The sequence below is a fragment of the Pararhizobium gei genome (assembly GCF_029223885.1).
Taxonomy (GTDB): domain Bacteria; phylum Pseudomonadota; class Alphaproteobacteria; order Rhizobiales; family Rhizobiaceae; genus Pararhizobium; species Pararhizobium gei.
Genome location: NZ_CP119409.1, coordinates 878411 through 902126, shown reverse-complemented (window position 1 = coordinate 902126; position 23716 = coordinate 878411). Strand labels below are relative to the sequence as shown.

General features: G+C 60.2%; 21 protein-coding genes. 8 read left to right on the top strand and 13 right to left on the bottom strand.

What is annotated here, in order from left to right; genetic code table 11:
- Positions 1-21: 21 nt before the first annotated feature.
- From PY308_RS04200 to PY308_RS04190, 3 genes are all read left to right on the top strand, one after another.
- Positions 22-819 (top strand): SDR family oxidoreductase, encoded by a 798-nt coding sequence (locus PY308_RS04200; RefSeq protein ID WP_338051081.1) that lies wholly within the window; start codon positions 22-24, stop codon positions 817-819.
- Between the two features lie 81 nt (positions 820-900).
- Complete coding sequence (locus PY308_RS04195; protein ID WP_275788523.1) at positions 901-2526, top strand: LTA synthase family protein; 1626 nt, start codon at positions 901-903, stop codon at positions 2524-2526.
- Positions 2526-3854: a capsule polysaccharide biogenesis protein gene (locus tag PY308_RS04190; protein WP_275788520.1), complete on the top strand. Its 1329-nt coding sequence runs from the start codon at positions 2526-2528 to the stop codon at positions 3852-3854. Before PY308_RS04195 ends, PY308_RS04190 begins: the two co-directional genes overlap by 1 nt.
- Before the next feature lie 19 nt (positions 3855-3873).
- Here PY308_RS04190 and PY308_RS04185 read toward each other — a convergent pair.
- The 8 genes from PY308_RS04185 to PY308_RS04150 form a co-directional block, all read right to left on the bottom strand.
- Positions 3874-4820, bottom strand: a protein-coding gene (locus tag PY308_RS04185; RefSeq protein WP_275788518.1) for an IS630 family transposase whose coding sequence is annotated in 2 segments (ribosomal slippage) — positions 3874-4472 and positions 4472-4820 — 948 coding nt in all. Because the reading frame shifts where the segments join, the coding sequence is not laid out codon by codon here.
- A gap of 88 nt (positions 4821-4908) precedes the next feature.
- Positions 4909-6210, bottom strand: coding sequence for a capsular polysaccharide export protein, LipB/KpsS family (locus PY308_RS04180; RefSeq protein WP_275788515.1), 1302 nt, complete (start codon positions 6208-6210; stop codon positions 4909-4911).
- Positions 6211-6265: 55 nt separating this feature from the next.
- Positions 6266-7276 (bottom strand): KpsF/GutQ family sugar-phosphate isomerase, encoded by a 1011-nt coding sequence (locus PY308_RS04175; RefSeq protein ID WP_275788513.1) that lies wholly within the window; start codon positions 7274-7276, stop codon positions 6266-6268.
- A gap of 111 nt (positions 7277-7387) precedes the next feature.
- Positions 7388-7852, bottom strand: a complete 465-nt coding sequence (locus PY308_RS04170; protein ID WP_275788510.1) for an RrF2 family transcriptional regulator — start codon at positions 7850-7852, stop codon at positions 7388-7390.
- Between the two features lie 147 nt (positions 7853-7999).
- Positions 8000-8230, bottom strand: a complete 231-nt coding sequence (locus tag PY308_RS04165; RefSeq protein WP_275788507.1) for a hypothetical protein — start codon at positions 8228-8230, stop codon at positions 8000-8002.
- A 453-nt stretch (positions 8231-8683) separates the two neighbouring features.
- Entirely contained in the window at positions 8684-11215 is a 2532-nt protein-coding gene (secD, locus tag PY308_RS04160) for a protein translocase subunit SecD (protein ID WP_275788505.1), read from the bottom strand.
- Between the two features lie 106 nt (positions 11216-11321).
- Positions 11322-11750, bottom strand: a complete 429-nt coding sequence (locus tag PY308_RS04155) for a hypothetical protein (protein ID WP_275788502.1) — start codon at positions 11748-11750, stop codon at positions 11322-11324.
- A 142-nt stretch (positions 11751-11892) separates the two neighbouring features.
- Positions 11893-13083, bottom strand: coding sequence for a pyridoxal phosphate-dependent aminotransferase (locus tag PY308_RS04150; protein WP_275788500.1), 1191 nt, complete (start codon positions 13081-13083; stop codon positions 11893-11895).
- Between the two features lie 656 nt (positions 13084-13739).
- Between PY308_RS04150 and PY308_RS04145 the strand changes: the two genes are divergently transcribed.
- From PY308_RS04145 to PY308_RS04125, 5 genes are all read left to right on the top strand, one after another.
- Positions 13740-15158, top strand: coding sequence for a cytochrome ubiquinol oxidase subunit I (locus PY308_RS04145; protein WP_275788497.1), 1419 nt, complete (start codon positions 13740-13742; stop codon positions 15156-15158).
- Positions 15148-16152: a cytochrome d ubiquinol oxidase subunit II gene (cydB, locus tag PY308_RS04140; protein ID WP_275788493.1), complete on the top strand. Its 1005-nt coding sequence runs from the start codon at positions 15148-15150 to the stop codon at positions 16150-16152. Before PY308_RS04145 ends, cydB begins: the two co-directional genes overlap by 11 nt.
- A gap of 313 nt (positions 16153-16465) precedes the next feature.
- The gene (locus PY308_RS04135) at positions 16466-17593 is read left to right on the top strand and encodes a hypothetical protein (protein WP_275788491.1); all 1128 of its coding nucleotides are present in this window, start codon (positions 16466-16468) and stop codon (positions 17591-17593) included.
- Complete coding sequence (locus PY308_RS04130) at positions 17590-18753, top strand: DegT/DnrJ/EryC1/StrS family aminotransferase (RefSeq protein WP_275788489.1); 1164 nt, start codon at positions 17590-17592, stop codon at positions 18751-18753. Before PY308_RS04135 ends, PY308_RS04130 begins: the two co-directional genes overlap by 4 nt.
- Before the next feature lie 64 nt (positions 18754-18817).
- Positions 18818-19582, top strand: a complete 765-nt coding sequence (locus PY308_RS04125) for a cephalosporin hydroxylase family protein (RefSeq protein WP_275788486.1) — start codon at positions 18818-18820, stop codon at positions 19580-19582.
- Between the two features lie 114 nt (positions 19583-19696).
- Here the strand turns inward: PY308_RS04125 and PY308_RS04120 are convergent, their stop codons facing one another.
- From PY308_RS04120 to PY308_RS04100, 5 genes are read right to left on the bottom strand one after another with little or no spacing between them, the layout of a single operon-like run.
- The gene (locus PY308_RS04120; RefSeq protein WP_275788483.1) at positions 19697-20386 is read right to left on the bottom strand and encodes a metallophosphoesterase family protein; all 690 of its coding nucleotides are present in this window, start codon (positions 20384-20386) and stop codon (positions 19697-19699) included.
- Positions 20383-21378: an ATP-grasp domain-containing protein gene (locus tag PY308_RS04115; RefSeq protein WP_275788481.1), complete on the bottom strand. Its 996-nt coding sequence runs from the start codon at positions 21376-21378 to the stop codon at positions 20383-20385. Before PY308_RS04115 ends, PY308_RS04120 begins: the two co-directional genes overlap by 4 nt.
- Entirely contained in the window at positions 21375-22247 is an 873-nt protein-coding gene (locus tag PY308_RS04110) for an NAD-dependent epimerase/dehydratase family protein (protein ID WP_275788479.1), read from the bottom strand. The genes PY308_RS04115 and PY308_RS04110 overlap by 4 nt, the downstream gene beginning before the upstream one ends.
- On the bottom strand, positions 22244-22969 hold the full coding sequence (locus PY308_RS04105; RefSeq protein WP_275788476.1) for a class I SAM-dependent methyltransferase: 726 nt from the start codon (positions 22967-22969) through the stop codon (positions 22244-22246). The genes PY308_RS04110 and PY308_RS04105 overlap by 4 nt, the downstream gene beginning before the upstream one ends.
- Positions 22966-23679, bottom strand: coding sequence for a WbqC family protein (locus PY308_RS04100; protein WP_275788473.1), 714 nt, complete (start codon positions 23677-23679; stop codon positions 22966-22968). Before PY308_RS04100 ends, PY308_RS04105 begins: the two co-directional genes overlap by 4 nt.
- Positions 23680-23716 lie beyond the last annotated feature (37 nt).

Genomic DNA, 23716 nt, shown 5'->3' with positions numbered 1-23716 from the left:
TCCCGAACGCGTGCCCGACCAATGACCCATGTGATCATCACAGGCGGATCCAGCGGCATAGGACTGGCAATCGCTGGCATCTACGCATCCCGTGGCGCGCATATTTCGCTGTTGGCCAGGAACCTCGCAGCTCTCGAATCGGCACAGGCGCTTCTTGGCAAAAAATGCGACGTTTCGACGATTCACATTGAAAGCGTCGATGTTGCAGACAGGACTGAGACGGAAGACACCGTGCGCCGTTGCGAAGATCGGTTTGGCCCTTGCACCATTCTGATCGCCTGCGCCGGGGTGGTCGAGCCCGGCCCGTTCGAAACCATATCCGTGGACGACTTCGACCGGCAGTTGCAAACCAACCTGTTTGGCGCTGTTCACGCCGTACGCGCGGTTTACCCGGCGATGAAAGCGCGGCGTTCGGGACGGATCATGCTGGTTTCCTCCGGAGCAGGACTGATCGGCATTTACGGCTATACCGCTTATTGCGCCTCGAAATTTGCACTGCATGGCTTTGCAGAGGCTTTGCGCTCCGAAGCCAAGCCCAGCGGCGTCAAGATCGGCATCTGCTTCCCCCCGGATACCGAAACACCGCAGTTCACGCGCGAATTGGAAACGCGTCCGCGTGAGGCAGCCGTGGTGATGGGCAGCGTTGCCCCTTGGCCTGCGGCCAAACTTGCCGAACGCATTGTTGACGCGATCGACAAAGGCCGCTTCGAGACCTTTTTTGATCTGACGCTTTGGTTGCTCGGGCGCTTCGGTTCTGTTGCCAAACCCATGCTCAACTTGTGGTTCGACCGTGCTATAGCGCGGATCAACCGCCCTTAGACGGATCAGACTGCTTGTGTCGCGCCAAATTAGGATCTAAGTGTCGGTCGTTCGGCGGCGCCTGAACAAAACTGGCGGCAAATGATGAATTTTGAAGGTGTCGGTTTGGCGTTCACGTCTTTCCATATGCATGAACATCCGCTGACGCTGACCTTTCTATGCTATGTCCTGGCCTGCGCCGTCGTGCTGTTCAGCGACCGGTTTGCCCTGCCGGCGCGTGAGCGCCGACGGCACGCCCCGCCCTTTACCTGGGCTGCAGCGACCACCGATGCCTTGGCTCGGCTGCCGATTATCGCGCTTGTCTTTACGGGATTTTTCGCGATCTCGTGGCGTCCCTTCTATGCCGCTTCTGCCACGATCAGCCTCTTCGTCATCTTCACGGGCATATCACGCGCGAAATTTCGCTTTATCCGCGAACCACTGGTCTTTTCCGACATTGCCTTGGTCGCGGACGTGTTCAAATACAAGACAATTTTCTATGCGAACTCGCTGAATATCGTTTTCTGGAGCGCATCGTTTCTGTACGTGTTCGGCGCATCTGCGCTCTATATGTATTTCGAACCGCATCTCCTTCCCTCCAGCAACCGCCTGGGCTGGATCGTCCTGCTGCTGATGGCTGCGGAGGTGCCTTGGTTCCTGTTGTTTTACGGTCCTGTGAACCGTCCTGTCGCGGATATGGTCCAGCGCCTGGTCGGCAAGCCGAACGTCAAGATCAGCACCATCAGGTTTGGCACATTTGGATCCGTGGTCTTTCATTTCATCATCTGGCTCGGACGTCGCCGCGAACAGATCATTGCCGAACTTTCCGGCCTTTTCCTGTCCGCGGTACAGGATCTGATCGGTCACGATGCGGACAACAAGGCGCCGCTTGTCATTGTCTGGCAATCCGAATCCTTCATCGACATGCGCCATTGCGGCGTCAGCGAAATCAAACTGCCAACGATCGACCGGCTGCAGAAGCTTGCTGCTCAATGGGGGCGCCTGGCGACCGTCTTTGAAGGCGGGTACACGCTTCGCACCGAGTTTGCGGTTCTCAGCGGGCTGGTGCCGGACGACCTGCATGTCGATGCGAGCTACCCTTATCTGCGCGCAAGTCACTACACGGACGTCGTGTGGCCGACGAAGCTGAAGAATGCCGGATGGACGACGCATTTCATCCATCCCTACGCCCGGACTTTCTTTCTCCGCCACAAAGCCATGCCGCAGCTCGGCTTTCAGAAAATGACGATGCTGGAAGATTTCGATCATGATCCGGTGCGCGACGGACCCTATGTTTCGGATGCCGCCCTCGTTCAGCGTGTTCTTGACGACATCGAAGATCAGTCCGATGCAAAGGGCAGCTTTCTCTTCGTGGCATCCATGGCCAATCACGGCCCCTGGGAGCCGGATCGGGTAAAGGGGCTGACGGACCCTGTCAAAATCTATCTCGATATTCTCCAGCAATCCGACAAAGCCTTGGGCCGATTGGTCGATCATCTGGACAGGCTCGACCGGCCGGTTTGGCTGGTCTTCTACGGCGATCATGCGCCGCTTCTGAAATCCTTTGCCGACCCCTTCCCTGACCCTCGCACCGATTATTTCATCGTACCGCTGGGCGCGGCCAGAACAGCCCAGCATGGGCCGACCTTTCCCCGCAACGAGGCGCCGTGGAAACTTCTGGAATCCTTGCTGAAACACGCGAATTTGCAGAAGGACACGTTGCAATAGTGGCGGCGCCGGCTACCGACAATGCTGCGAATACAGGGCTGCAGCCTCGGGTGTTTCTGTTCCTGGAAGGGCCATCGTCTCCCCTCTTCTGCAAGATTGCAGCCGATCTGGAAACCCGCGGTCACCGCTGTCTGAGAATCAACCTGAATGCCGGCGACCAGATTTTCTGGCGGCGGCGGGGTGGCCATAACTACCGCGGCCGCGGCGGGCTCGAATGGCAGAATTACGTCGCGACCTTCATGGACGGTCATGGTGTGACGGACCTCGTCCTGCTTGGCGAGGAGAGGCCGTATCACCAGCTTGCGCTTGCGGCTGCAAAGGCGCGCAGGATCGAGGTTTCGGTCATCGAAATGGGCTATCTGCGGCCGGACTGGTTGACCCTGGAACGAAACGGCATGTCCTCCAATTCCAATTTTCCAGCCGATCCGCAGCAGATCATCGATGCCGCCCAAGACCTGCCGGAGCCCGACTGGACACGGCGCCATACGCAGAGTTTCGTCGCGGATGCAGGCTATGATCTTCTCTACAATCTGCCAAACGTCTTCTTGTGGTTCCTCTTTCCGCATTATCGCCGCCATGCGCTGTTTCATCCGCTCGCCGAATATGCCGGCTGGCTGCGGCGTCTCGCCGGAAGCGGGCGCAACGCGCGCAAGGCGAGTGCGCTGATCACGCGTCTTATCGATCGCAAAACACGTTTTTTCGTCTATCCACTGCAGCTGCAGACGGATTACCAGCTGCGATCGCATTCTCCTTACAACGGACAGCATCAGGCGATCGAGCACATCCTCCGGTCTTTTGCCTGCCACGCAGATGCCGACACTCATCTGGTCGTAAAGGTTCACCCGCTGGACAACGGACTGATAGATTGGGAGGGTCATATTGCCCGGCTTTCGACGGAACTTCAGATCGGGGATCGCGTCGATTTTCTCGACGGCGGCGACCTGAACGCGCTTTCGGCAAAAGCGCTCGGCCTCGTCACCGTCAATTCCACGGCTGGGCTTCATGCGCTCCAGATTGGTACGCCTGTGAAAGTGCTTGGAGCCGCGGTGTTCGACATTGCCGGCCTGAGCGATCAGTCTGCCCTGGAGAATTTTTGGGCGGCGCCTGCGCCACCACAGGAGCCTACGCGCACGGCCTTCTTTCGCCTGCTCGCCGCCACCATTCAGGTGCGGGGCAATTTCTATTCGAAGAAAGGCACCGATGCCGGCGCGCTTGCAATTGCCGAGCGGCTTCACAATCGTTCCGTCAATCAGCCCGGCGCCTTCGTCGATCCGCCGCCGCGCCGGCGCCCCGAAAAGATTGCACCGGCCCGCATGTCGGAAAGGTGACGGCTAGAGCGGAATCCGATCATGTTGCATCGTATCCAGCGGCGGCGAAATAGTTCTGGCATTCGTTTGGGGTGAAAAGGTTGAGCAATTGGCCGATGGTTGTCCAGAGGCCGCCGATGGATCGCTTGGCTGCCTTGCGTAGCAGAGCCTTGAGTTTTGAGAACGCGTTTTCGATGGGATTGAAATCCGGACTGTATGGCGGGAGGTATTCGAGCCTCGCGCCGACGCTCTCGATCATTTCCCGCACCCTTGGCCCCTTGTGGCTGGACAGGTTGTCCATGACGATGATGTCACCGGGCCGAAGCTCGGGCAGCAATACCTTCTCGACATATGTTTCGAAAATGATGCGGTTGACCGGTCTGTCGATGACGAAAGGCGCAATGAAGCCGCGTAACGTCAGCGCTCCGATGAAGGTTGTGGTTTTCCAATGACCATGAGGAACGCTGATGCGCAGGCGCTCGCCTCTTGCACATCGGCCATGGCGTCGCGCCATGTTTGTCGAAGCCCAGGTCTCTCCGATGAAGACGAGGCGCGCGGGGTCGAGGTCGATCTGGCCATCGAACCATTCCTGCCGCCGCTTCAGGATGTCGGGACGGTCTTGCTCCGAGGCGTGCGCGCTCTTTTTTTACGCGTGATGGTGTGACGGGCAAAGAAACGCTGGATCGTGCCGAAGCCGAAGAACAGTCCTTGTTCGGCAAGGCTACGCCGCACCTCTTCGATGGTCGCATCCTTGTGCGGCCCCAAGGCTTCGAGGATGGCATTCATATGCGCATCGATGCGGGCGGAGCGCCGATCTCCGCCCAGGGCACGAGGCCGGGCATCGCCTTGGTCACGCTCAAGCTTGCGCCAGCGGCTGATGCTGGCGGCGCTCCCCTCAAAACGTTCAGCCGCCGCCCGATGCGACAGGCCCTGCGAAACCGCAGCAAGAGCACGCACCCGCAAATCCATCGATAAAGCCTTCGACATATCCGCCGCCTCCATCCGGCGGCTCCTTTTGAATCAGACAAATCACGATTTGAATAGCCGGCGCGATTCAGTCAGATCGGGTGCCGCTCTAGTCAAACGGGTAAAGAAGCTTCCCAATGAACCTGAATTTCCGGTTCGGCATCTCCCGGAAGAACCGCACGGGATCCTCGCGGTAGACCTGTGCATCGCGCGGATGGCCGATGCGGGCGACGATGGCCGCGACAAAGGGCGTCAACAGGTGCCTCCAGCCAAGCAGTCCATAAGCACCCCAGGGTCGCCAGGATGGCGCGGCCGGAGGCGACACGGGTTGGTCGGCGATGGCAGAGCCGGAATCGAGGTGCCGTCGGATCCGCTGCACCGTCTCCTCGAAGGAGGCTGCCTGACCCGTCTTCGGGTCGAAATAGCGGGGATAGAGGAGATAGGCGCCGGCAAAGACGGCGGCGAGCGAAAGCTGCCGGCCGCGTCGCGGATTGGGCTGACGATCGTCCGTCAAGCCCCATCCTGCGTAGAAAGGACATCCGTAAACGGTCACTTTCAGTCCGCGCAACAGGGCTTCGAATCCTGCAAGCGATGTGATCGTGTAGACGTGGTCGATCGTCTTGAAAGACGTCGCCATGGACATCGGTTTGTCGAGTATCTGGCAGAGATGGCGGACATCCGCAGGGTCGGACTGCGCCAGCCGGACCCGGTTCAGAATATCCGGATGCGGCTTGTAGATGATCTGCGCGTCGGGATTCTCGCTGGCAGCCAGACGCACGAGATCGTTGTTCGTCACCGTCCGGTCGCATCCGAACGCGATCGAGGCATCGTCCTCGACCTGACCGAGCACGAGAACCCGCCGTTTCAGCTTGGGACCGTAGATTGCATCGATTCCGATATCGGGACTGCCGTTATATTTGCTGACGCCCGTCTCGAGGAGAAAGCGGATACCGCCCGCCGCACGGTCCAGAAGCTCCGGATCATCGTCGAAGGCGTAGCTCGACAGAAGCTGCTCCAGGCCGGACGGGGTGCGGCAATCGAAATAGGCGGTGTTGCTGTCGATCGTCAGGGACAGCGGTGCCGATCGACCAGCGCTGGCTTCAAGGGAGCGAATAAAGCCGTCTTCGATAAAAAAAACCGGAATATCGTGGCTGGCCGCGAAGTCAGCAAGCCCCTCCGGCGCCCGCAGGCTCCAGACGAAGATTTCCGGCTTTTTGGCCTGGAGGATGACGGACGTCCAGCGGTTCCGGAATTCTGCCTCGTCCAGATACATGGGCACGAAGGTAAAATCACGATCCGGGAAGTAGCGGCGAAATATGTCGTGTTTCCAGGTCTGGATATGAAACGCGAATGTCTGGATGGGCCGTGGCGCGGTCGAAGCGCCCAGGCCCGTCCCCGAACCCTCAAACATGATGAGCAGTCAGCAAACCCAACTCCTCCTCTTCGGCCCTGAGGCGCCGATCCGCTTAGGCAACGCCGGCCCGGAGCAGGTCGTGGATGTGCAATATGCCGCTTGGGATACCGGCTTCATCGACCAGAAAAAGCACCGTGACTTTCTGCGCCTGCATGAACTCAAGGGCGGCGCTGGCGAGTTCGGTCCCCAGGATGACACGCGGATTATGCGACATGACCGCGTCTACCGTTTCGAGGAGAAGATCGTTCGACATATGGCGGCGAAGGTCGCCGTCGGTGATGACGCCTGCCAGCTTGCCGGTGTCGTCGGTAATGCCAACAACGCCAAACCCCTTGGACGACATCTGGATCACGGCCTCCCCCATCGGGCTGCCGAGCGGCAGCAGAGGCAGCGCCTCGCCACTATGGGCCAATTCCTGGACCAAAAGGAGTTGCGAGCCGAGCTTGCCGCCGGGATGGTAGATCTTGAAATCCTGAGCCGAGAAACCACGCCGCTCCAGCAATGCAATGGCCAGCGCATCGCCGACGGCAAGCTGCAGCATCGCGGATGTGGTGGGGGCAAGGCCATGCGGGCAGCATTCCCGCACCTTCGGCAGCGTAACGGCGACCGCGGAATGCCGGGCAAGAAGACTGGCTGAATTGGAGGTGACCGACACGACGGGAACATTGAAACGCTTGGCATAGGTGAGCATATTGCCAAGCTCCACCGTCTCCCCCGACCAGGACAGAAGCACCAGCAGATCATCCGATGTGATCATGCCGAGATCGCCGTGGCTGGCTTCCGTCGGATGGACGAAATAGGCGGAGGTGCCGGTGGACGCCAGGGTCGCGGCAATCTTGCGGCCAATATGGCCGCTCTTGCCGATGCCGGAGACCACGACGCGGCCGCTGCGCTTGGCAATCAGCTCAACCGCATCGACCAGGCTGCGCGAAAGCTCCTGATCTTCCGCAAAACGGGCAACAAGCGCATTGATGCCTTCAGCGGCCGTAACAAGCGAACGTCCGATGGACTCCAGCACCAGCCGCTCTTGCGGCGTATTGCCAGAAATTTGCCTCAGACCCATAATGCCGCTCCAAATCAGTTATGAATTACCGGAAGCCGTCGTCGGATCGAACAATCATTGCGCACCTGTTGCGCATTGATTGCGCCGCATTTCCACAGATCGACGCAGTGATCAGCTCGCCCGTTTTTCCACGAACTCGTCGTCCCGCACCACGGCATTTCCCGGATTGTTGACGAAGTCTTCAAGCGTCATCGTGTCGAGAATGTCGGCAACGGCGTCGCGAACGATCGTCATGGAAAAGCGCACCTCACAGGTGTCGGGATCGCGACAGTCGTCGCAGACCTCGTAAGCAGTCCGGCTTGCGCACCGGATCGGCGCCAAAGGGCCATCCAGCGTCCGGACCACATGACCGATCCGGATTTCCGACGCCGGGCGCGAGAGCGAATATCCGCCGCCCGGCCCTTTCTTGGAGCGCAGGATGCCGGCGTTTCTCAACTCCAGCAGGATCGTGTCGAGAAATTTTTTGGGAATGTTGTTGCGGCTCGCAATCTCCGTAATGAAGGCTGTTTCACCCGGATCGAGCCTGGCGAGATCGACCAAGGCCTTCAATCCGTATTTTCCCTTTTTCGTCAGCATCGCAGTTCGCTCTGTTCACAGCCGGGCAGCCAAAGCCGCCTGCCTGCTGATTGCCATCCATCACCCGGCATACCACAGGAAAAGCCCGGCCAATACACCGATTTAGTCAAAAGATGGCCAAACTGCGGTTGTGCAGGGAATTTGAGATCAAGCAACAGCCGATATGCTGGAATCGGGCAGCTGTCGGGACTCCATCTGCCGATTCTTCGCCGAAACCATCAGATTGCGGATCGCCGCCCTGACTTCATCGAGAGAGTGGTAACGGCGGGAATCGAGATCCCACACACTGTATTTCACGGCAATGAATTTCAATCGCCCTGCTTCAGGGACGACCACACCAACGGCTTGGCCGCCATATTCTATAACCTGTTTGCTCATCGGAACGCTCCCTCCGCGACCGGCGCGGATGATCCAGAATCATGCACGAGTTCAAAGACCGATGGTCCAGCGTCACATTCGCCAAATGCAGCGGACGCAGACGTCTTTCTTTGCGCGACAACAGGGAAGCGAGCCCTGGAAGGTGGCAGCAGCGTGGATGGCGAACATGACCCTCTCCCTTGGCTTCAGCCGACTGCACATTACAGCAGGCACATTTTTCGAGATTCCACCGACACTCGATCATCGGCGGATGATTGAAACTATAATAGACCATAAATTATGTCAATTAATTATCGAAAAAATAGGAAGATAATACTATTTATTCTGCCTGTGCCGTCGCAGAAAGAAGCTCCTTCCATTAATCGGCCTCTGCATGAAATTAATCGCTAATTCGATGATTTCAAGGCGCATGAAAAAGGCGGCCGAAGCCGCCTTTTAAAAGGACTGCACCATTCAACTCTGCGGCGTTTCGGCAGCAGGCCCGCGAATGGATTCCCGCTCTTTCCACCAATTGCTCAGGAAGAGCAGGATAGGGCCGCCGATATAGATCGACGAGGTCGTCGCGACCACGACGCCGAACACCATCGGCCAGGCGAAAGGCTTTACCGGATCGCCGCCCCAAATTGCCATGGGCAGAAGCGACGCGAGGATGGCGACCGAGGTGAAGATGCATCGCATGACCACCTGGTTGATCGACAGGTCGATCAGGTCGGAGAACGGCATCGTTTTGTACTTGCGCAGGTTTTCCCGCATGCGGTCATAGACGACGACCTTGTCGTTGACCGAATAGCCGATCAGCGTCAAAACGGCCGCGATTGCGGTCAGGTTGAAGTCGATCTGGGTCAGCGCGAAGAAGCCGATCATCTTCGTAATGTCGAGAATGAGCGTCGCAATCGCCCCGATGGCGAAATGCCACTCGAACCGCCACCAGATATAGAACAGGATGGCGACCATGGCGAGACCGACGGCGAGGAAGCCGGATCGGGCTAGTTCCGCGCTGATCGTCGGCCCGACGACTTCCGTCCTCTCGAAAACGGCATCGGGGATAGCGGCGGTTACCGCACCTTTGATGGCGTTCAGCGCCACCGTCTGCTGGGCCTCGCCGCCCGGCTGGCGCTGCACGCGAACGAGCACGGCCTTGCCCTGGTCGAAGTCCTGAAGGGCCACCTCGCCAATGTTGAGCGCCTCCAGTTTTTCGCGCATCTCGGACAGGTTCAGGGGCTGCTTCGAAGTTGCCTCGACCTGGATACCCCCAACGAAATCGATGCCGTAGTTCAGGCCGGGCGTGAAGAACAGGATCACGGAACTGATCGACAGGAATGCCGACATGCCGATGGCGACATAGCGCCCGCGCATGAAGGAGAAGCTCCGCAGAGCCGGCACCTTGCCGAAAATCGAATGAATCTCGATCTTCTTCATCTTCCGGCGCACGACCATTTGATGCATCAGGAGACGCACGACGGTGATCGAGGTGAACATCGAGATCACGATGCCGATCATCATGGTGACGGCAAAGCCGCGCACCGGCCCGGTGCCGAACATGAACAGGAGCAGCGTGCCCACCAGCGTCGTCACGTTGCCGTCGATGATGGTCGCGAAGGCCTTGTTGAAGCCGATATCGAGCGCCTTCATGGCGCCGGCGCCGTTGGCCGTTTCCTCGCGGATACGGGCGTTGATGAGAATATTGGCATCCACCGCCATGCCGATGCCGAGAATGATACCTGCAATCCCCGGCAGCGTCAGTGTCGAACCGAGCATGGCCAGAACGGCAATGGTCAGGATGGTGTGCAGCAAGAGACCAATATTGGCGATCATGCCCCAGGATGTATAAAGCGCCAGCATCATGATGCCGACGGCGGCGAAGCCTGCGAGACCGGTATAGACGCCCATGCGAATCGAGTCCGAACCGAGATTCGGGCCAACCGAGCGTTCCTCGATGATGGTGAGCGGCGCGGGCAGAGCGCCCGAGCGCAACAGCGCCGACAGGACTGTCGCTTCCTGAGCGGTGAAATTGCCGCTGATCTGGCCCTGGCCGCCCGGGATCGGTTCGTTAATGCGCGGCGCCGTCAGGACCTTGCCGTCGAGCACGATGGCGAAGGGAAGGCCGACATTGTCGCGGGTGATCTCGGCGAACTGGCGCGCGCCCTGGCTATCGAAGGTGAAGGAGACGATCGGCTCGTTGGTCTGCTGGTTGAAGCCGGCCTTGGCGTCGGCGAGACGCTCGCCGGAGATCGCCACGCGGCTTTCGACCGCGTATTTCGCACCGTCATTGGCACCGGGCAGGATATCGACGCCGCGCGGCGGTGTCGTCGTGTTCGGATCGACCGTGCTGTCAACCATATGGAAGCTCATCTGGGCCGTGGAGCCGAGAAGCTGGCGCAAGCGTGTAGGATCCTGCAGACCCGGCAGCTGCACGAGAATGCGGTCGGATCCGACGCGCTGGATCAGCGGTTCGGCAACGCCGACCTGGTCAACGCGGCGGCGGATGATTTCAAGGCTCTGCTCGACGGCCGCGGTCATGCGATCTGTCAACCCGGCCTCGGTGAGCTTCACCGTGATCGTATCGCCCGAGGTTGTCATCTCGACGTCGGACGACGCCGTTCCGAAACCCAGGGTACCAACCGGTGCCGCCAGCTCCTGGATCTTCGGCGCGATCCTGTCGCGATCGGCCTGATCGGCAAGCTTGACGGCGATGACATCGCCGGCGATCCGGGCTGCCGAGGTTGGCAGTCGCTCGGTGCGCAAAGCGCCCCGGATATCATCCAGCAGCGTGTTGAGCCGTGCGCGGCGCAGACCGGCCGCATCGACCTCGAGAACGAGATGCGAGCCGCCCTTGAGATCAAGACCGAGCGTGACCGGCTTGACCGGCAGGAAGGCCGAATATTGCTGCTGCACGGAGGCCGGCAGAATATTGGGCAGCACCGCGAGAATGCCAAAAAGGCTAATCGCGATATAGGCCAATACGGCCCATTTCGAAGTGCGCATGATGTGTTTCCATGATGGACCGTAGCTCCGGCTCAGCGCGGAATACGGTAAGGATGTGAAGGTGGATGACGCCACAGGCGGCCGACTGTCTTTCGCAAGACGACGGTCAGGCTACCCACAGTGGCGGGCCGCGAACGCGAACGCGGCTCGACGCGACCAGGGTAAAAGCCCTGGAATTTGCAGCGATGCGGGACATCCCGCCATAGGCGGGAGCCGAGACGAAAACCGGCTGCGGCAAAAGCGATGGACTCGACCCGCCGGGCGACGCCTTGCCGTCGCCGCGATCGGCAACGAAGCGCAGATCGGCACCGGCGAGCCCCCTGGCGGCATGCCGCGACAAGGCCGTGTCCGGCGCATCCGTATCGCTGCTCGAAAAATTGCCGCCGGCCTGGACGAGCGACAGGCGCGAGGAAATGATCTGGGCGGAGGCGACGAACTGCATGGCAAGGGCAGCAAGCAGAATCCACAGCACGGCCAAAAGCCGGCCTGCGCCTATACCACCGATCCTGTTGCCGTGCATGTCCATCGAGGACATCGTCCTTCCCAATTGGCGCAGCATGCTACGAGACGCCGATCCGCACGCGATTCAGCGCGCAAGCGGGCTTAAAAACCACCTGATGGTCGCAAAGTCAAATTTTGCGCCGCGCGCGGGCGGAAACAGCATCGCGCAGTAGCATTCACGCCCGCCGCTCCTGTGGCGCAAGCATCCGGATTGCGAGCGTCGCCACGCGCTTGCAGGCTTCGTCGATCATGGCATCGGGAACAGTCAGGCTGATGCGGATATAGGACTTCGCATGGTCCCCGAAGGACGAACCGGGCATGGCCGCGACCTGTTCTTCCTCCAAAAGCCTCCAGGCGAAGGCTTCGCCGGTCAGCCCGGTGCCGCCGACATCGACGAGAATGAACATCCCGGCTTCCGGCGGCAGAGGCTTGATACCCGGCACGTTCGAAAGACGATGGACGATCCGCTCCGAGCGGGCCTTGTAGGCCGCGCGCATCGCGGCGGAGGTGCCGACATCGTGCGTCAACGCATAGGCGGTCATATCGGCGATGAAGGGCTGCACGCCGAACAGCATGGTTTCCGACACGGGCAGCAGACGGCTTGCAAATTCGGCGGGTCCAATCGCCCAGCCGCTGCGAAATCCGGGTGCGGCATGGGATTTGGAGATGGAGGAGACGACGATCGTTCGCTCCGCGAGATCCGGATTGTCAAAGGGTGATGCAAAGGGCGCGCCAAAAATCAGTTCCTCATAGACCTCGTCGCAGAGGATCCAGAGATCGTGTTTGCGGCACACGGCGCCGATCTGCGCGATCTCGTCTGCCGTGAGGACTGCCCCCGTCGGGTTGTGCGGCGTGTTGAGCAGCAGAACGCGGCATTTCGGCGTCACCGCCTTCTCCAGATCCGCCGCCTGCATGTGGAAGCCATGCTCCGGCTTCAGCGGCACGGTGACCCGGTGGGCGCCTGCGGACTGGATCACGCCATCATAGGTGGCATAGAGCGGATCGCCGACGAGCACGCCATCGCCCGCTTCCACGAGACCTAGCATAACGGTAAACAGCGCCGTCTGGGTGCCGGGAAAGCAGAGAATGTTTTCGGCCGTCACATCCGGCCGGCGTTTCGCGTAGCGCGCCGTCAGGGCGTTGACGACCGAGGGCTCGCCGCGGCCATTGGAATAGCGATATCGCCCGGCATTCATCGCCCGTTGCGCCTCTGCCAGCAGTTCGGCCGCAGGCGGCATGTCGGGTTCACCGATCGTCAGCTGAATGATATCCGTGCCCGCCGCCTGCATCTGCCTGGCACGCATGTGCAAGGCCCATTTTTCGGAGCCGAGATCAGCGAGGCGATCGGTGATGGATGAATAACGCAAGGGATGTCTCCTGCCAAATGAACCGTCGAGCGGTGCGCCGTCCGGAGATCGCCGCTTCTTCATACGCGTAGCGGCAGATCGCACCTTGGACAATTGAAAATCAAACGGACTTTGAGGTGATTTGTGGGCGACGCCGGATCAATTCCCCGAAGCACATGAAACAGGATGAGCCGCAAAAAGAAAAAGCCGCAGGAAGGGACGTTCCTGCGGCAAGTCGAGACAGTGTTCAGGCAATATCTGGATCGCGAGGCGATCGCATCGGAATTTTGGCGCTGCCCATGTCCCGGCCGGACATGATGGCCCGGAATCATTCCGGGCGCCGGGGAACGCGTCATGCTGCAAAACCATCGGGCCGGCTTTGCTCTCCGATAGAGTGGACGGTAACCGCAGCAGCTTTCCGGCTCTTTAAACCAATCGTTCGAATTTTATCCAATCCGTATTTTGGCACATCCATCGACGGGATTGCAGCAATCGGGCTCGCAGGCATTATGCCGCAGGCGTAGCATTGTCGCAGTGCGACACTATGCTTTCAGCAATGTCATTGACCTTTCTTTGGGCGGGGGCACACTATCTCTGTATCGGGCGTCGTGACTTACCGAAGCCGAAACAGGCCATGGAAGCCAGGAGCCCGGCGACATCCGGAAAGGACGTAGTCCGTGTTCGAGACCCTTGACGCGACTTTGCTGGCGCGTATCCAGTTTGCCTTCACCGTTTCGTTCCACATCATCTTCCCGGCCTTTTCGATCGGGCTGGCGAGCTTTCTTGCCGTGCTGGAAGCGCTCTGGCTGTGGAAGAAGGATCAGGTCTACATGGACCTGTTCAATTTCTGGAAGACGATCTTTGCCGTCGCCTTCGGCATGGGCGTGGTCTCCGGCATCGTCATGTCCTACCAGTTCGGCACAAACTGGAGCGTTTTTTCCGACAAGGCCGGACCGGTCATCGGGCCGCTTATGGGCTACGAGGTTCTGACCGCCTTCTTTCTGGAAGCTGGCTTTCTCGGCGTCATGCTGTTCGGTCTGCACAAGGTCGGCCCGAAGCTGCATTTCCTCGCAACGGGCATGGTCGCCTTCGGGACACTCATCTCGGCGACCTGGATTCTCGCGGTGAACTCCTGGATGCAAACGCCGGACGGCTTCGGCATGAACGAGGTCGGCCAGTTCATTCCGCTCGACTGGTGGAAGATCGTCTTCAATCCGTCCTTCCCCTATCGCCTGGTGCACATGGTGCTCGCCGCCTATCTCACGACAGCGCTGGTCGTCGGCGCCGTCGGCGCGTGGCATCTCCTGCGCAACACCGCGCCCCGCCGTTCGCGCACAATGTTCTCGATGGCGATGTGGATGGCGACAATCGTCGCGCCGATCCAGATTCTGGCCGGCGACGCGCACGGCCTCAACACGCTGGAGCACCAGCCTGTGAAGGTCATGGCGATGGAGGGGCATTTCGAAAGTCACCCGGACGGCGCACCGCTGATCCTGTTCGGCATCCCCAACACGACGGAAAAGCGCATCGACTACGCAGTCGAGATCCCCAAACTTTCCAGCCTCATCCTCAAGCACGATCTCAACGCGCCGATGGCCGGCCTCGACAGTATTCCCGACGAACTCGAACCGCCGGTTGCCATCGTGTTCTGGTCGTTCCGGGTCATGGTCGGCATCGGCTTTGCCATTCTGGGTCTCGGCTTGTGGAGCCTGTGGAATCGCTGGCGCGGCACGCTGGACAGCAATGACTGGCTGCACAGGGCGGCCGTGCTGATGGGTCCCGCAGGCTTCGTGGCCGTTCTGGCTGGCTGGATCACCACCGAGGTCGGCCGCCAGCCCTACACGATCTACGGTCACCTGCTGACGGCGCAGTCGATTTCTCCGGTCGAGGCGCCTGCGGTTGCCGCATCGCTGATCGCCTTTGTCATCGTCTATTTTGTCGTCTTCGGCGCCGGCACCTTCTACATCCTGCGCCTGATGAAACGTCTGCCGCGCGATCCGATGCCCGATCTCGACGACGGCCCCATCAGAACCGCCGGTATCACGCCGGGTCCCGCCACGGGAACCCATTACGGGAGCACGCAGCATGGCCATTGATCTTCCCTTCATCTGGGCCGGCATCATCGCCTTTGCGGTTCTTGCCTATGTTATCCTCGACGGCTTCGACCTCGGCATCGGCATTCTGTTTCCGTTCTTTCCGGAAAAGCGCGATCGCGACGTGATGATGAATTCGGTCGCGCCCGTCTGGGACGGCAACGAGACATGGCTGGTGCTGGGCGGTGGCGGGCTGATGGCCGTGTTTCCGCTGGCCTATGCAACGATCCTGCCCGCCCTGTACGCACCGATCATCGCCATGCTGCTCGGCCTGATCTTTCGAGGCGTCGCCTTTGAATATCGCTGGAGAACAAAACGCGGCGAGTTCCTGTGGAACTGGTCGTTTGCGGGCGGCTCTGTCCTTGCCGGCTTCTCCCAAGGTGTCGCGCTGGGCGCGCTGGTACAGGGCATTCCGGTCGTCAATCGCGCCTATGCCGGCGCATGGTGGGACTGGCTGACACCGTTTTCGGTCGCCACTGGCCTGGCGGTCGTCATCGGCTACGGGTTGCTTGGCGCAACCTGGCTGGTGATGAAGACCAGCGGAGACCTGAATGAACGGGCTCGCCGAATCGCCCTTCGCGCTTGTTTCGCCACCGTCGCGGCGATGGGCGTCGTTAGCCTCTGGACGCCGTTCCTTGAGCCCCAATATCTGCAGCGCTGGTTTAGCTGGCCAACCGCCGTCTTCAGCGTCATCGTCCCGCTTCTGGTGGTCGGCTGCATCATTCTGTTGCTCACGGGCATCCGCGACAAGCGGGACACAATGCCTTTTCTGGCGGCGCTCGGCCTCTTCATCCTCGGCTATGCCGGCATCGGCATCAGCTTCTATCCCTTCATCGTCCCGCCGTCCGTCACCATCTGGGACGCCGCCGCGCCGGATTCGAGCCTCGCCTTCCTGCTCGCGGGCGCCGTGGTGCTGGTTCCTGTTATCCTGATCTATACGGGCTATGCCTATTGGGTATTTCGCGGCAAGATCGACCCGGAGGAGGGCTATCACTGATGCCGACGCAAAACAGCCTGCCGAAAAAGCTTCTCTGGTTCGCCGGCCTGTGGGCAATGGGCGTCGCGGCCGTCACGGTTCTCGGCCTGGTCATCAAATTCTGGCTCGGCACCTGACCGGTCGCAACCTGCAAAGCCTCGCTCAAGTTTCCCACGCTACGTCTCAGTCACACATCGGCAGGCAACGACCTCGGCCGGGAGACAGGACCGCACCCTCCTCCAGGCCGGAGATTGCTTGCCTGCCGATGTGACCATGTCGCACATCGCCGTCTCAAGTCAGGGTGGCGAGGCATCCGATGTCACGAGGCCAAGCCATGACCAAGCTCTCGATCTGCATTCCCCTGGACGCCGGCGCGCAGGATGTTTTCCCGCTGCTGACCTCGCTCCTTGAAAATCCTCTCGCAGATATCGAGATCGTTCTCGCCAAGCCTTCAGCTCTGCAGCCTTCGGCTGAAGTGTCAGGGCTCGCTGCGGCGGACGCACGGCTAAAAATTCGGGATGCGGAAGATGGAATTTCGCGACAATTGCTATGGTACCGGGCGCTTGAAGCCACCAGCGGCGACTGGGCGACATTGATTAAGCCGGGTGACGTGCTGGAACGCGACCTTCCCATCATGCTTTCTTTCCTGGAAACCAGTTCGCCGGGCGTCGATGCCCTAGCTTGGAACGCCTTCCAGATCGACGGACAAGCCGTGCCCGGAAAGGCGGCCTCGGTTGCCATTCCGGCAAGCTACCAGGTGGAGACACTCGACAAGACTGCGATGCTCAAGACGTTCTTCTACTGGGAAGGCAGCCTGAACAGCCCGAAAATGCCGTTCGGCCTCTATCATGCGGCGATCCGGCGCTCGCTGATCGATGCGCTGCTGCAAATGCCGAAGCCACAGGACTGGTCGACGCCGGTTCCGCAATATGAATGGGCCGCGAAAGTTCTGCTGTTTGCCAATGATCTCGCCTTCAGCCCCCGGCCGATGTCGGCGATCGGCACCGTGCCGTACATCGCCGAGCCCCCGCTTCACCCATGGAATTTCCCCTTTCATTCCGGTCTCGGCCTTGCCGGCGCGGTCGCCGAAGTGCAGTTCCATGTCCTGCGCGAGCTTCAGTCCGAATGGACCGGTGCCGGCGAGGCCTTCGTTCGCGCTGTCATGATCGACTGCATGATGGAAAAGACCCGCGAAAACTATGTCGCCAAGGGCAACGCTTATTACGCGGCGCTGACCGTCTTCGATGGCGGACGCCTCGCACCTTTCTTCCGGCCCGAATTCCATGACACCAGGCCGGTGGACAGCCGTCGCGGCCTGCATGACGGCGCCCTGCTGGTGGACCGCTTTCTCGGTGGCGCGCAAACCCCTCTGGAGTTTTTCAAGATCGCCCGCCATATGATGGCGCCTGTTGGTCTCATGTGTGGCGGCACATTGCGCGACGCGGACGGCAAAGCGGCATGAGCGGGCACCTACCCCGCATTTCCTACACCAAGCCGTCGATCACGGAGCTTGAAGTCGCCTATGCGACGGATGCCGCCGCCAATGGCTGGGGAGAACGCTGCTACGACTATATCGTCCGGTTCGAGAAGGATTTCGCTGCGCATCTCGGCGCCGGTCATGCCATCGCGACGTCCAGCTGCACCGGCGCCATGCATATGGGCCTGGCCGCACTTGGCATTGGCGATGGCGACGAGGTCATTCTCGCCGACACTAACTGGATCGCAACGGTAGCGCCCATCGTCCACCTCGGCGCGACCCCGGTTTTCTTGGATATCCTCCCTCACAGCTGGTGCATAGATCCGGCGGATGTCGAGCGGCACATCACGCCGAAGACCCGGGCGATTATTGCCACCCATATTTACGGCAATCTTTGCGACATGGACCGGCTTCTGGACATCGGCCTGCGCCACGGCATTCCGGTGATCGAGGACGCGGCCGAAGCCATCGGTTCCGTCTGGAAAGGTCGGCGGGCGGGCTCGATGGGGTTGTTCGGCACCTTCTCGTTCCACGGCACCAAGACGCTCACGACAGGCGAAGGCGGCATGTTCGTCACCAGCGACGCCGCACTTTATGAAAAAGTCTTGACGCTCTCCAATCACGGCCGGGCACGGAACCAGACGAAGCAGTTCTGGCCGGATGAGATCGGCTTCAAATACAAGATGTCGAACATCCAGGCGGCCCTTGGCTGCGGCCAGATGGAACGGATCGAGGCGCTGACGGCGCGCAAGCGCGAGATCCTCGCAAGCTACGCCGCACGACTGGGCAGCTTTGACGGCATTTCGCTCAACCCCCAAGTTCCCGGCACGGTGAATGGCGCCTGGATGCCGACAGCGGTGTTCGATCGCGGCATGGGAATAACAAGGGACATTCTGCAACAGGCTTTCAGCGACGCCAATATTGATGCACGGGTCTTCTTCCACCCCCTGACCAGCCTGCCGATGTTCGACGACAGGCGCAGCAACATCCATGCCTGGGATATTCCCGAGCGGGCCATCAACCTGCCCAGCTATCACGATATGACCGAGGACGAGATCGGCCGTGTGACGGATGTCATCGTGAACCTTGTCGCAAGCCGCACATCGGCGGCGACCGACAAACCCTATCTGGCGAAATCCGCTTGAAACGAGACTGCGATCCCGCCGGCCGGTCGGGCAGACAATCGGAAAGACAAAGGCGTTTACACATATGACAGTCAAAGACGACCGCCAGGAATTCGAAGCGCATAAACGCGACATGTGCCTTGCGCTTGGCCGCGACACAGAGGTCTTCAAGCAGTCGATCGATACGATGCTGGCGCTCGACACCTATGACTACTCCTATCTCTGGAGCTGGATGGGCGTGCCGATTATCCAGCTGCCCGCCGATATCATGGCCACCCAGGAAGTCATCTGGAACACCCGGCCCGACATCATCATCGAAACCGGCGTCGCACGCGGCGGCTCCATGATCTTCATGGCATCGCTGCTCGCCATGACCGGCAAGGATCAGGGCAAGGTGATCGGCGTCGATATCGATATCCGCGCCCATAATCGCGAGGCGATCGAGACCCACCCGATGACAAGCCGCATCGCCCTCATCGAGGGCGGCTCCGTCGATGACAGCACTTTACAGGCCGTGCGTGACCTCATCCCTGATGGCGCAAGGGTCATGGTGGTGCTGGACAGCGACCATTCCTACAGCCATGTGCTGGCCGAATGCCGCGCCTACGGGCCACTCGTCACCCCCGGCTGCTATCTCGTCGTCGCCGACACCGCCGCAGCCCATGTGACAGCCGAAAACGCACCGAAAAAGCGGTCCAAGATCTGGTTCAGCGGCGACGAGCCGTTGAGCGCGCTCAACGATTACCTGAAGGAAACGGACAGTTTTGAAGTCGATCCGGTGATCAACGGCAAGCTGGTGCTCGCCTCCTCGCCGGGCGGATACTGCGTCCGCCTGCCGGACCCGGTTTGATTCCGTCGGGCGGACATTTGTTGCAGATGAATTTCTATTGCTTGCGCCACGAAGCCCGCAGCCGGAGATGCTTACCCCCCTCCGGAGAAAGTGGCGATAACTGCCCCCCACGCGTCACTCAGCCAGCGTGATCCGGTCGATTCGGCCACCAATCTGCGCGCCGATATAGAGATTTTCGTAACATCTGGCGGGAAATCCGGCCTGCTTCATCCGAAAGGCCGTCCCATCGATATCGTAGGCAACACGCTGCAGTTCGATGCGGCCATCCGTGACGACAGCAAAGGCGGCACGCGGATCGCCGTCGCGTGGCTGGCCGACGGCGCCCGGATTGCAGAAAGTCTTGCCATGGACATCGAGAAGCACCTGCACATGCGTGTGCCCGGCAAACAGCGTATCCGCCTCCGGGGGAATATCGGCCTGTGAGATCGAATAGAGATATTGGTCGACAGGGTCGAGCAATCCGCCATGCATGAACCAGGTGCTGCCATCGACAAGATAGCGGCGCGATTGCGCAAGCCAGGAAACCTGATCCGCCGAGATGATCCCGCGCTGATACTCGGTGATATCCGAGACAAGTTTCGAGCGCGGACAGCCCTCGCCGCTGACGATGTAATGATCGTGATTGCCAAGAATATTGACGATCCCGCGTTCGCGCAGCAGGTCGATACAGGGGCCGGGCTCGGCATAATACCCGACGACATCGCCCAGCGAGACGACGGTGCGGCAACCGAACGTATCGATCCTGTCGAGCACCGCCCGCAGTGCCGGCAGATTGCCGTGAATATCGGAAATGATGGCGATCATCGCACCACATAATCCTCATAGTAACGCCAGCCACGCCCGGGCGTGATCTGCGGTGGCGCCGGTTTGCGGCCATGCAGATACCACTCGACCGCCATCGCCGCCTCGTTGTAGCCGAAGGCGGCGCGCAGCGACGTGCTGGAGGAAAAGCGCGGATTGATTTCCAGCAGATAGGGTGTCTCGCCGTCCATGCGGAACTGGTAGTTCGTCGGGCCGACCGGTTTGAAGAGCGCCGCCATCTTCTCGACAATCGTGGCCAGCACGGGATGGTCGACCACCTCGGCATATTGCGTGTTGCCGGCGACCGAAAGCGTGCGGCGAAAGACGATTGGCGGCAGCGCCGTGCCGTCGCCGAAGCCGAAGGCGCCGACGGTAAACTCCTGCTCGTCGCTGCCGATGAATTTCTGGATCATGAAAGCGTCTTTCGCTTTGCGGCTCCAGTAGTCGAAATCCACCTCGTCCCTCAGCACCGCGATCCCCCGCGAGCCATTGCCCCGGCGCGGCTTGAGCAGGAGCGGCGCGCCAAATTCCGCTGCGCACTCCGCCCAGCTTCCTTGGAGACGCGCGGGAATGACCGGAAAGCCAAGCCGCGCGAGTTCTGCGCCGAAATCCCATTTGTCCTGCGCCAGTTCGACAAGCGCCGGATTGTTGAGAACGATGCGCGCACTGAGATCGGCGAAAGCAGCGCGGTTCCGGCTGAAGAACAGCACGTCGGATTCCAGGCCCGGCAGGACAAGATCGACCTTTTCGTCCTCTATCAGCCGCATCCAGAAATCGAGGTACTCGTGCGAGCCCTCATCGACGGCAGGCTTGGCACGGAAACCGTCGCACCAATAGGGACCGATGCCGCCGGCATTGCGATCGACGCCGATAACCCGGACGGTCAGCCCCACCTTGCGCAGCGAGGTGATGATCCCCTGGCCGATCAGCGCTCCCACGGCCGTGACGACGACGGTGATTGGCGCTGCCGACGCTCCCGGCACACCCTCCGTCATGACAGATCCATCGGCCCGAAAGCCCCTGCCGTACCGGCATCCCTGATCATGCGGATGCCCTCGTGCATTTCTACCATCGGCACGAGATCAAGCCGCCGGAAGGCTTCGCCGCCATCGGGAAAATGAATGGCGCGGAACGGTGTCTTTTCCTGCGCGATCACCACCTTGCCACCCTGCCCGAAAATCTCGTAGGCCATCTCAGCGATAGCATCCACCGTCAGCGATTGCGGATGCGCGATATCCAGCACGCCCCTGACCGCACTGTCAGCCGCACGGATCATAAGGCTGGCGGCGTCGCGCACATGCAGAAAATTGCGCGGACCTTGCGAGCGCGGCATGCGCATATTCTGCCCGCGCGACGCATAGGCGATGATACGGCCGAACCAGGGTTGATGCGCGCAGCACCGGCCCTCGACATCGTAGAGTTGCGGCAGGCGCAGGCTGCAAAACCGCCCGCCCTGCCGGGCGATGGTCCATTCGAGGACCTGCTCGGCAATGGCTTTCGTCAGGCCGTAGGAGGTGAAATTGTCGGTGCTCGGGTTTGAAAACACCGAGCCCGCATAGATGAGCGTGCCTGCACCCATTGCTTTCGCCAGATCCGCGACGCCGAGAGCGCTTGATGCGTTTTCGGTGAAGTTCGTCCGGATGCCTTCGCTGTCGTCTCCGGCAAAACTGGCGCCGCAATGGAAGACGACATCGGCGGAGAGACCGCCGGGTACATCGGCTTCCGCCTGCCTGAGATCGAAATGAACGTCGTCATTGGCGGCCGACCGACCCACCTTGAAGACCGTGACGCCGCGATCTGCCAACTGCGCGGTCAATTGACTGCCCAGCATCGATCGCGCGCCGATGACCGCTGCGGTTTTCATTGCAGCCTGGCTTCCATCAGGAGCGCCACGCAAAGATCAGGAAAATCCACACCGACGCGCAGCATCGCATCGAGATTCTCCTTGAAATCCGGCAATGTTTTCAGAACGCCCAGCGGCAGGGGTTTCAGATAGATGCCCTCTTCCAGGCTCACAATGTAACCGTGGTTCTGTATCTCCTGCTTCAGCGTATCGCGGCAATATTGGCGCTTGTGGCCCAGCGCATGGTCATTGGCGTTCAGCGCATAGATGTCGTCAATCTTGCCGAGCTCGACGCCCAGCCGACGGTTCATCGACTTGGCATTGGGAACCGCCACGAACATGCGCCCACCCGGCTTCAGGAATTTTTTGTAGCGGTCGAGCAGCATGCCCGGATCATCGACATGCTCCAGGATAAAACCCATGACGATCACGTCGAACCGTTCCTCGGTCTCGAACTCCTCGAAATAGGAGAAGACGACTTCGCCCTTGAAATCAGGGGCTCTTTCCTTGAACAGGTCGATGACGAGCTGCGATCCCTCGATGATCACATGCCGGTCGCAAGCGGCATTGAAGAGGCCGGGCGTGTATCCGTGGCCGATCCCCAGTTCGAGAATGGAGCCGACCGTGCCAAACCGCTTGATGATGCGCTCCGGATACCAGTTGAGGATGAGATCGTTCTCGATCGCCGTCGCGGCGTTCGGGAGATATTCCGATGACACTGCATCGAGATTTTCTGTTTTCATTGGGTGAATTCCTTCCAACCGATCGTTCCGGAGTGAATGTATTTTGCACCGTCCGCGCCGCAGTTCGCGACGAGATCAAGCGCGGTCACGTAAGGGGTAAAGTCGCCGTTCAATTGTGGATAGGGCGTGCATTGATAGCGCATGTAATCGACGGAAATGCCCCTGTCCTCGAATAGGCTGTGGTTCAGATAATTCCGTGCGCCGTGACCCGTCACGTAGGATGAGCCCTTCAGATAGGAGACGATGTCGCAGACACGTTCGCTGCTGGAGCCCGGCACGGGAAGATCGCCGGCCGACAGGAACTGTGGTTCAAGGCCGAAATAGCCGGCGAGTGCCAGCATCGAGTGGCGCGAGATATCCGCGACAGACCGCACCTCCAGCGAAAAGACGCCGTCGACCAGCGCCAGCATGTCATCGCGGAACGGCGCCTTCCGATAGGCTTGCCGAAGGATTTCACGGTGTTTGCCGCGCCAGTCCGTCCGGTCGTCCAGCATGACCTGGTCGATGTGTTGGCCGAAATGATAGTCGCGCAATGGTAGGGTCATCCAGCCGACGCCGTTGGCACCCTTGACCTGCACCCGGTTGGTGAAGCTGCCCTTGGAATATTGCACATCGTCATAGTGGACGAAGATATCCGCAAGCCGGATCTGCTCGAGCAGGCCCACCCAGGGAAAATACATCGACTGCGAAATGACGATCGTGCGGCTCATGTCTCGGGCATCGTCTGCATCGACCGGAAGACCGCCC

Excerpts from the sequence above, each read along its gene's own strand:
- PY308_RS04200 (WP_338051081.1), top strand. The coding sequence starts at position 22 with ATGACCCATGTGATCATCACAGGCGGATCCAGCGGCATAGGACTGGCA.
- PY308_RS04195 (WP_275788523.1), top strand. The coding sequence starts at position 901 with ATGATGAATTTTGAAGGTGTCGGTTTGGCGTTCACGTCTTTCCATATG.
- PY308_RS04180 (WP_275788515.1), bottom strand. The coding sequence starts at position 6,210 with ATGTTTGAGGGTTCGGGGACGGGCCTGGGCGCTTCGACCGCGCCACGG.
- PY308_RS04175 (WP_275788513.1), bottom strand. The coding sequence starts at position 7,276 with ATGGGTCTGAGGCAAATTTCTGGCAATACGCCGCAAGAGCGGCTGGTG.
- PY308_RS04170 (WP_275788510.1), bottom strand. The coding sequence starts at position 7,852 with ATGCTGACGAAAAAGGGAAAATACGGATTGAAGGCCTTGGTCGATCTC.
- PY308_RS04165 (WP_275788507.1), bottom strand. The coding sequence starts at position 8,230 with ATGAGCAAACAGGTTATAGAATATGGCGGCCAAGCCGTTGGTGTGGTC.
- secD (WP_275788505.1), bottom strand. The coding sequence starts at position 11,215 with ATGCGCACTTCGAAATGGGCCGTATTGGCCTATATCGCGATTAGCCTT.
- PY308_RS04155 (WP_275788502.1), bottom strand. The coding sequence starts at position 11,750 with ATGTCCTCGATGGACATGCACGGCAACAGGATCGGTGGTATAGGCGCA.
- cydB (WP_275788493.1), top strand. The coding sequence starts at position 15,148 with ATGGCCATTGATCTTCCCTTCATCTGGGCCGGCATCATCGCCTTTGCG.
- PY308_RS04135 (WP_275788491.1), top strand. The coding sequence starts at position 16,466 with ATGACCAAGCTCTCGATCTGCATTCCCCTGGACGCCGGCGCGCAGGAT.
- PY308_RS04130 (WP_275788489.1), top strand. The coding sequence starts at position 17,590 with ATGAGCGGGCACCTACCCCGCATTTCCTACACCAAGCCGTCGATCACG.
- PY308_RS04125 (WP_275788486.1), top strand. The coding sequence starts at position 18,818 with ATGACAGTCAAAGACGACCGCCAGGAATTCGAAGCGCATAAACGCGAC.
- PY308_RS04120 (WP_275788483.1), bottom strand. The coding sequence starts at position 20,386 with ATGATCGCCATCATTTCCGATATTCACGGCAATCTGCCGGCACTGCGG.
- PY308_RS04115 (WP_275788481.1), bottom strand. The coding sequence starts at position 21,378 with ATGACGGAGGGTGTGCCGGGAGCGTCGGCAGCGCCAATCACCGTCGTC.
- PY308_RS04110 (WP_275788479.1), bottom strand. The coding sequence starts at position 22,247 with ATGAAAACCGCAGCGGTCATCGGCGCGCGATCGATGCTGGGCAGTCAA.
- PY308_RS04105 (WP_275788476.1), bottom strand. The coding sequence starts at position 22,969 with ATGAAAACAGAAAATCTCGATGCAGTGTCATCGGAATATCTCCCGAAC.
- PY308_RS04100 (WP_275788473.1), bottom strand. The coding sequence starts at position 23,679 with ATGAGCCGCACGATCGTCATTTCGCAGTCGATGTATTTTCCCTGGGTG.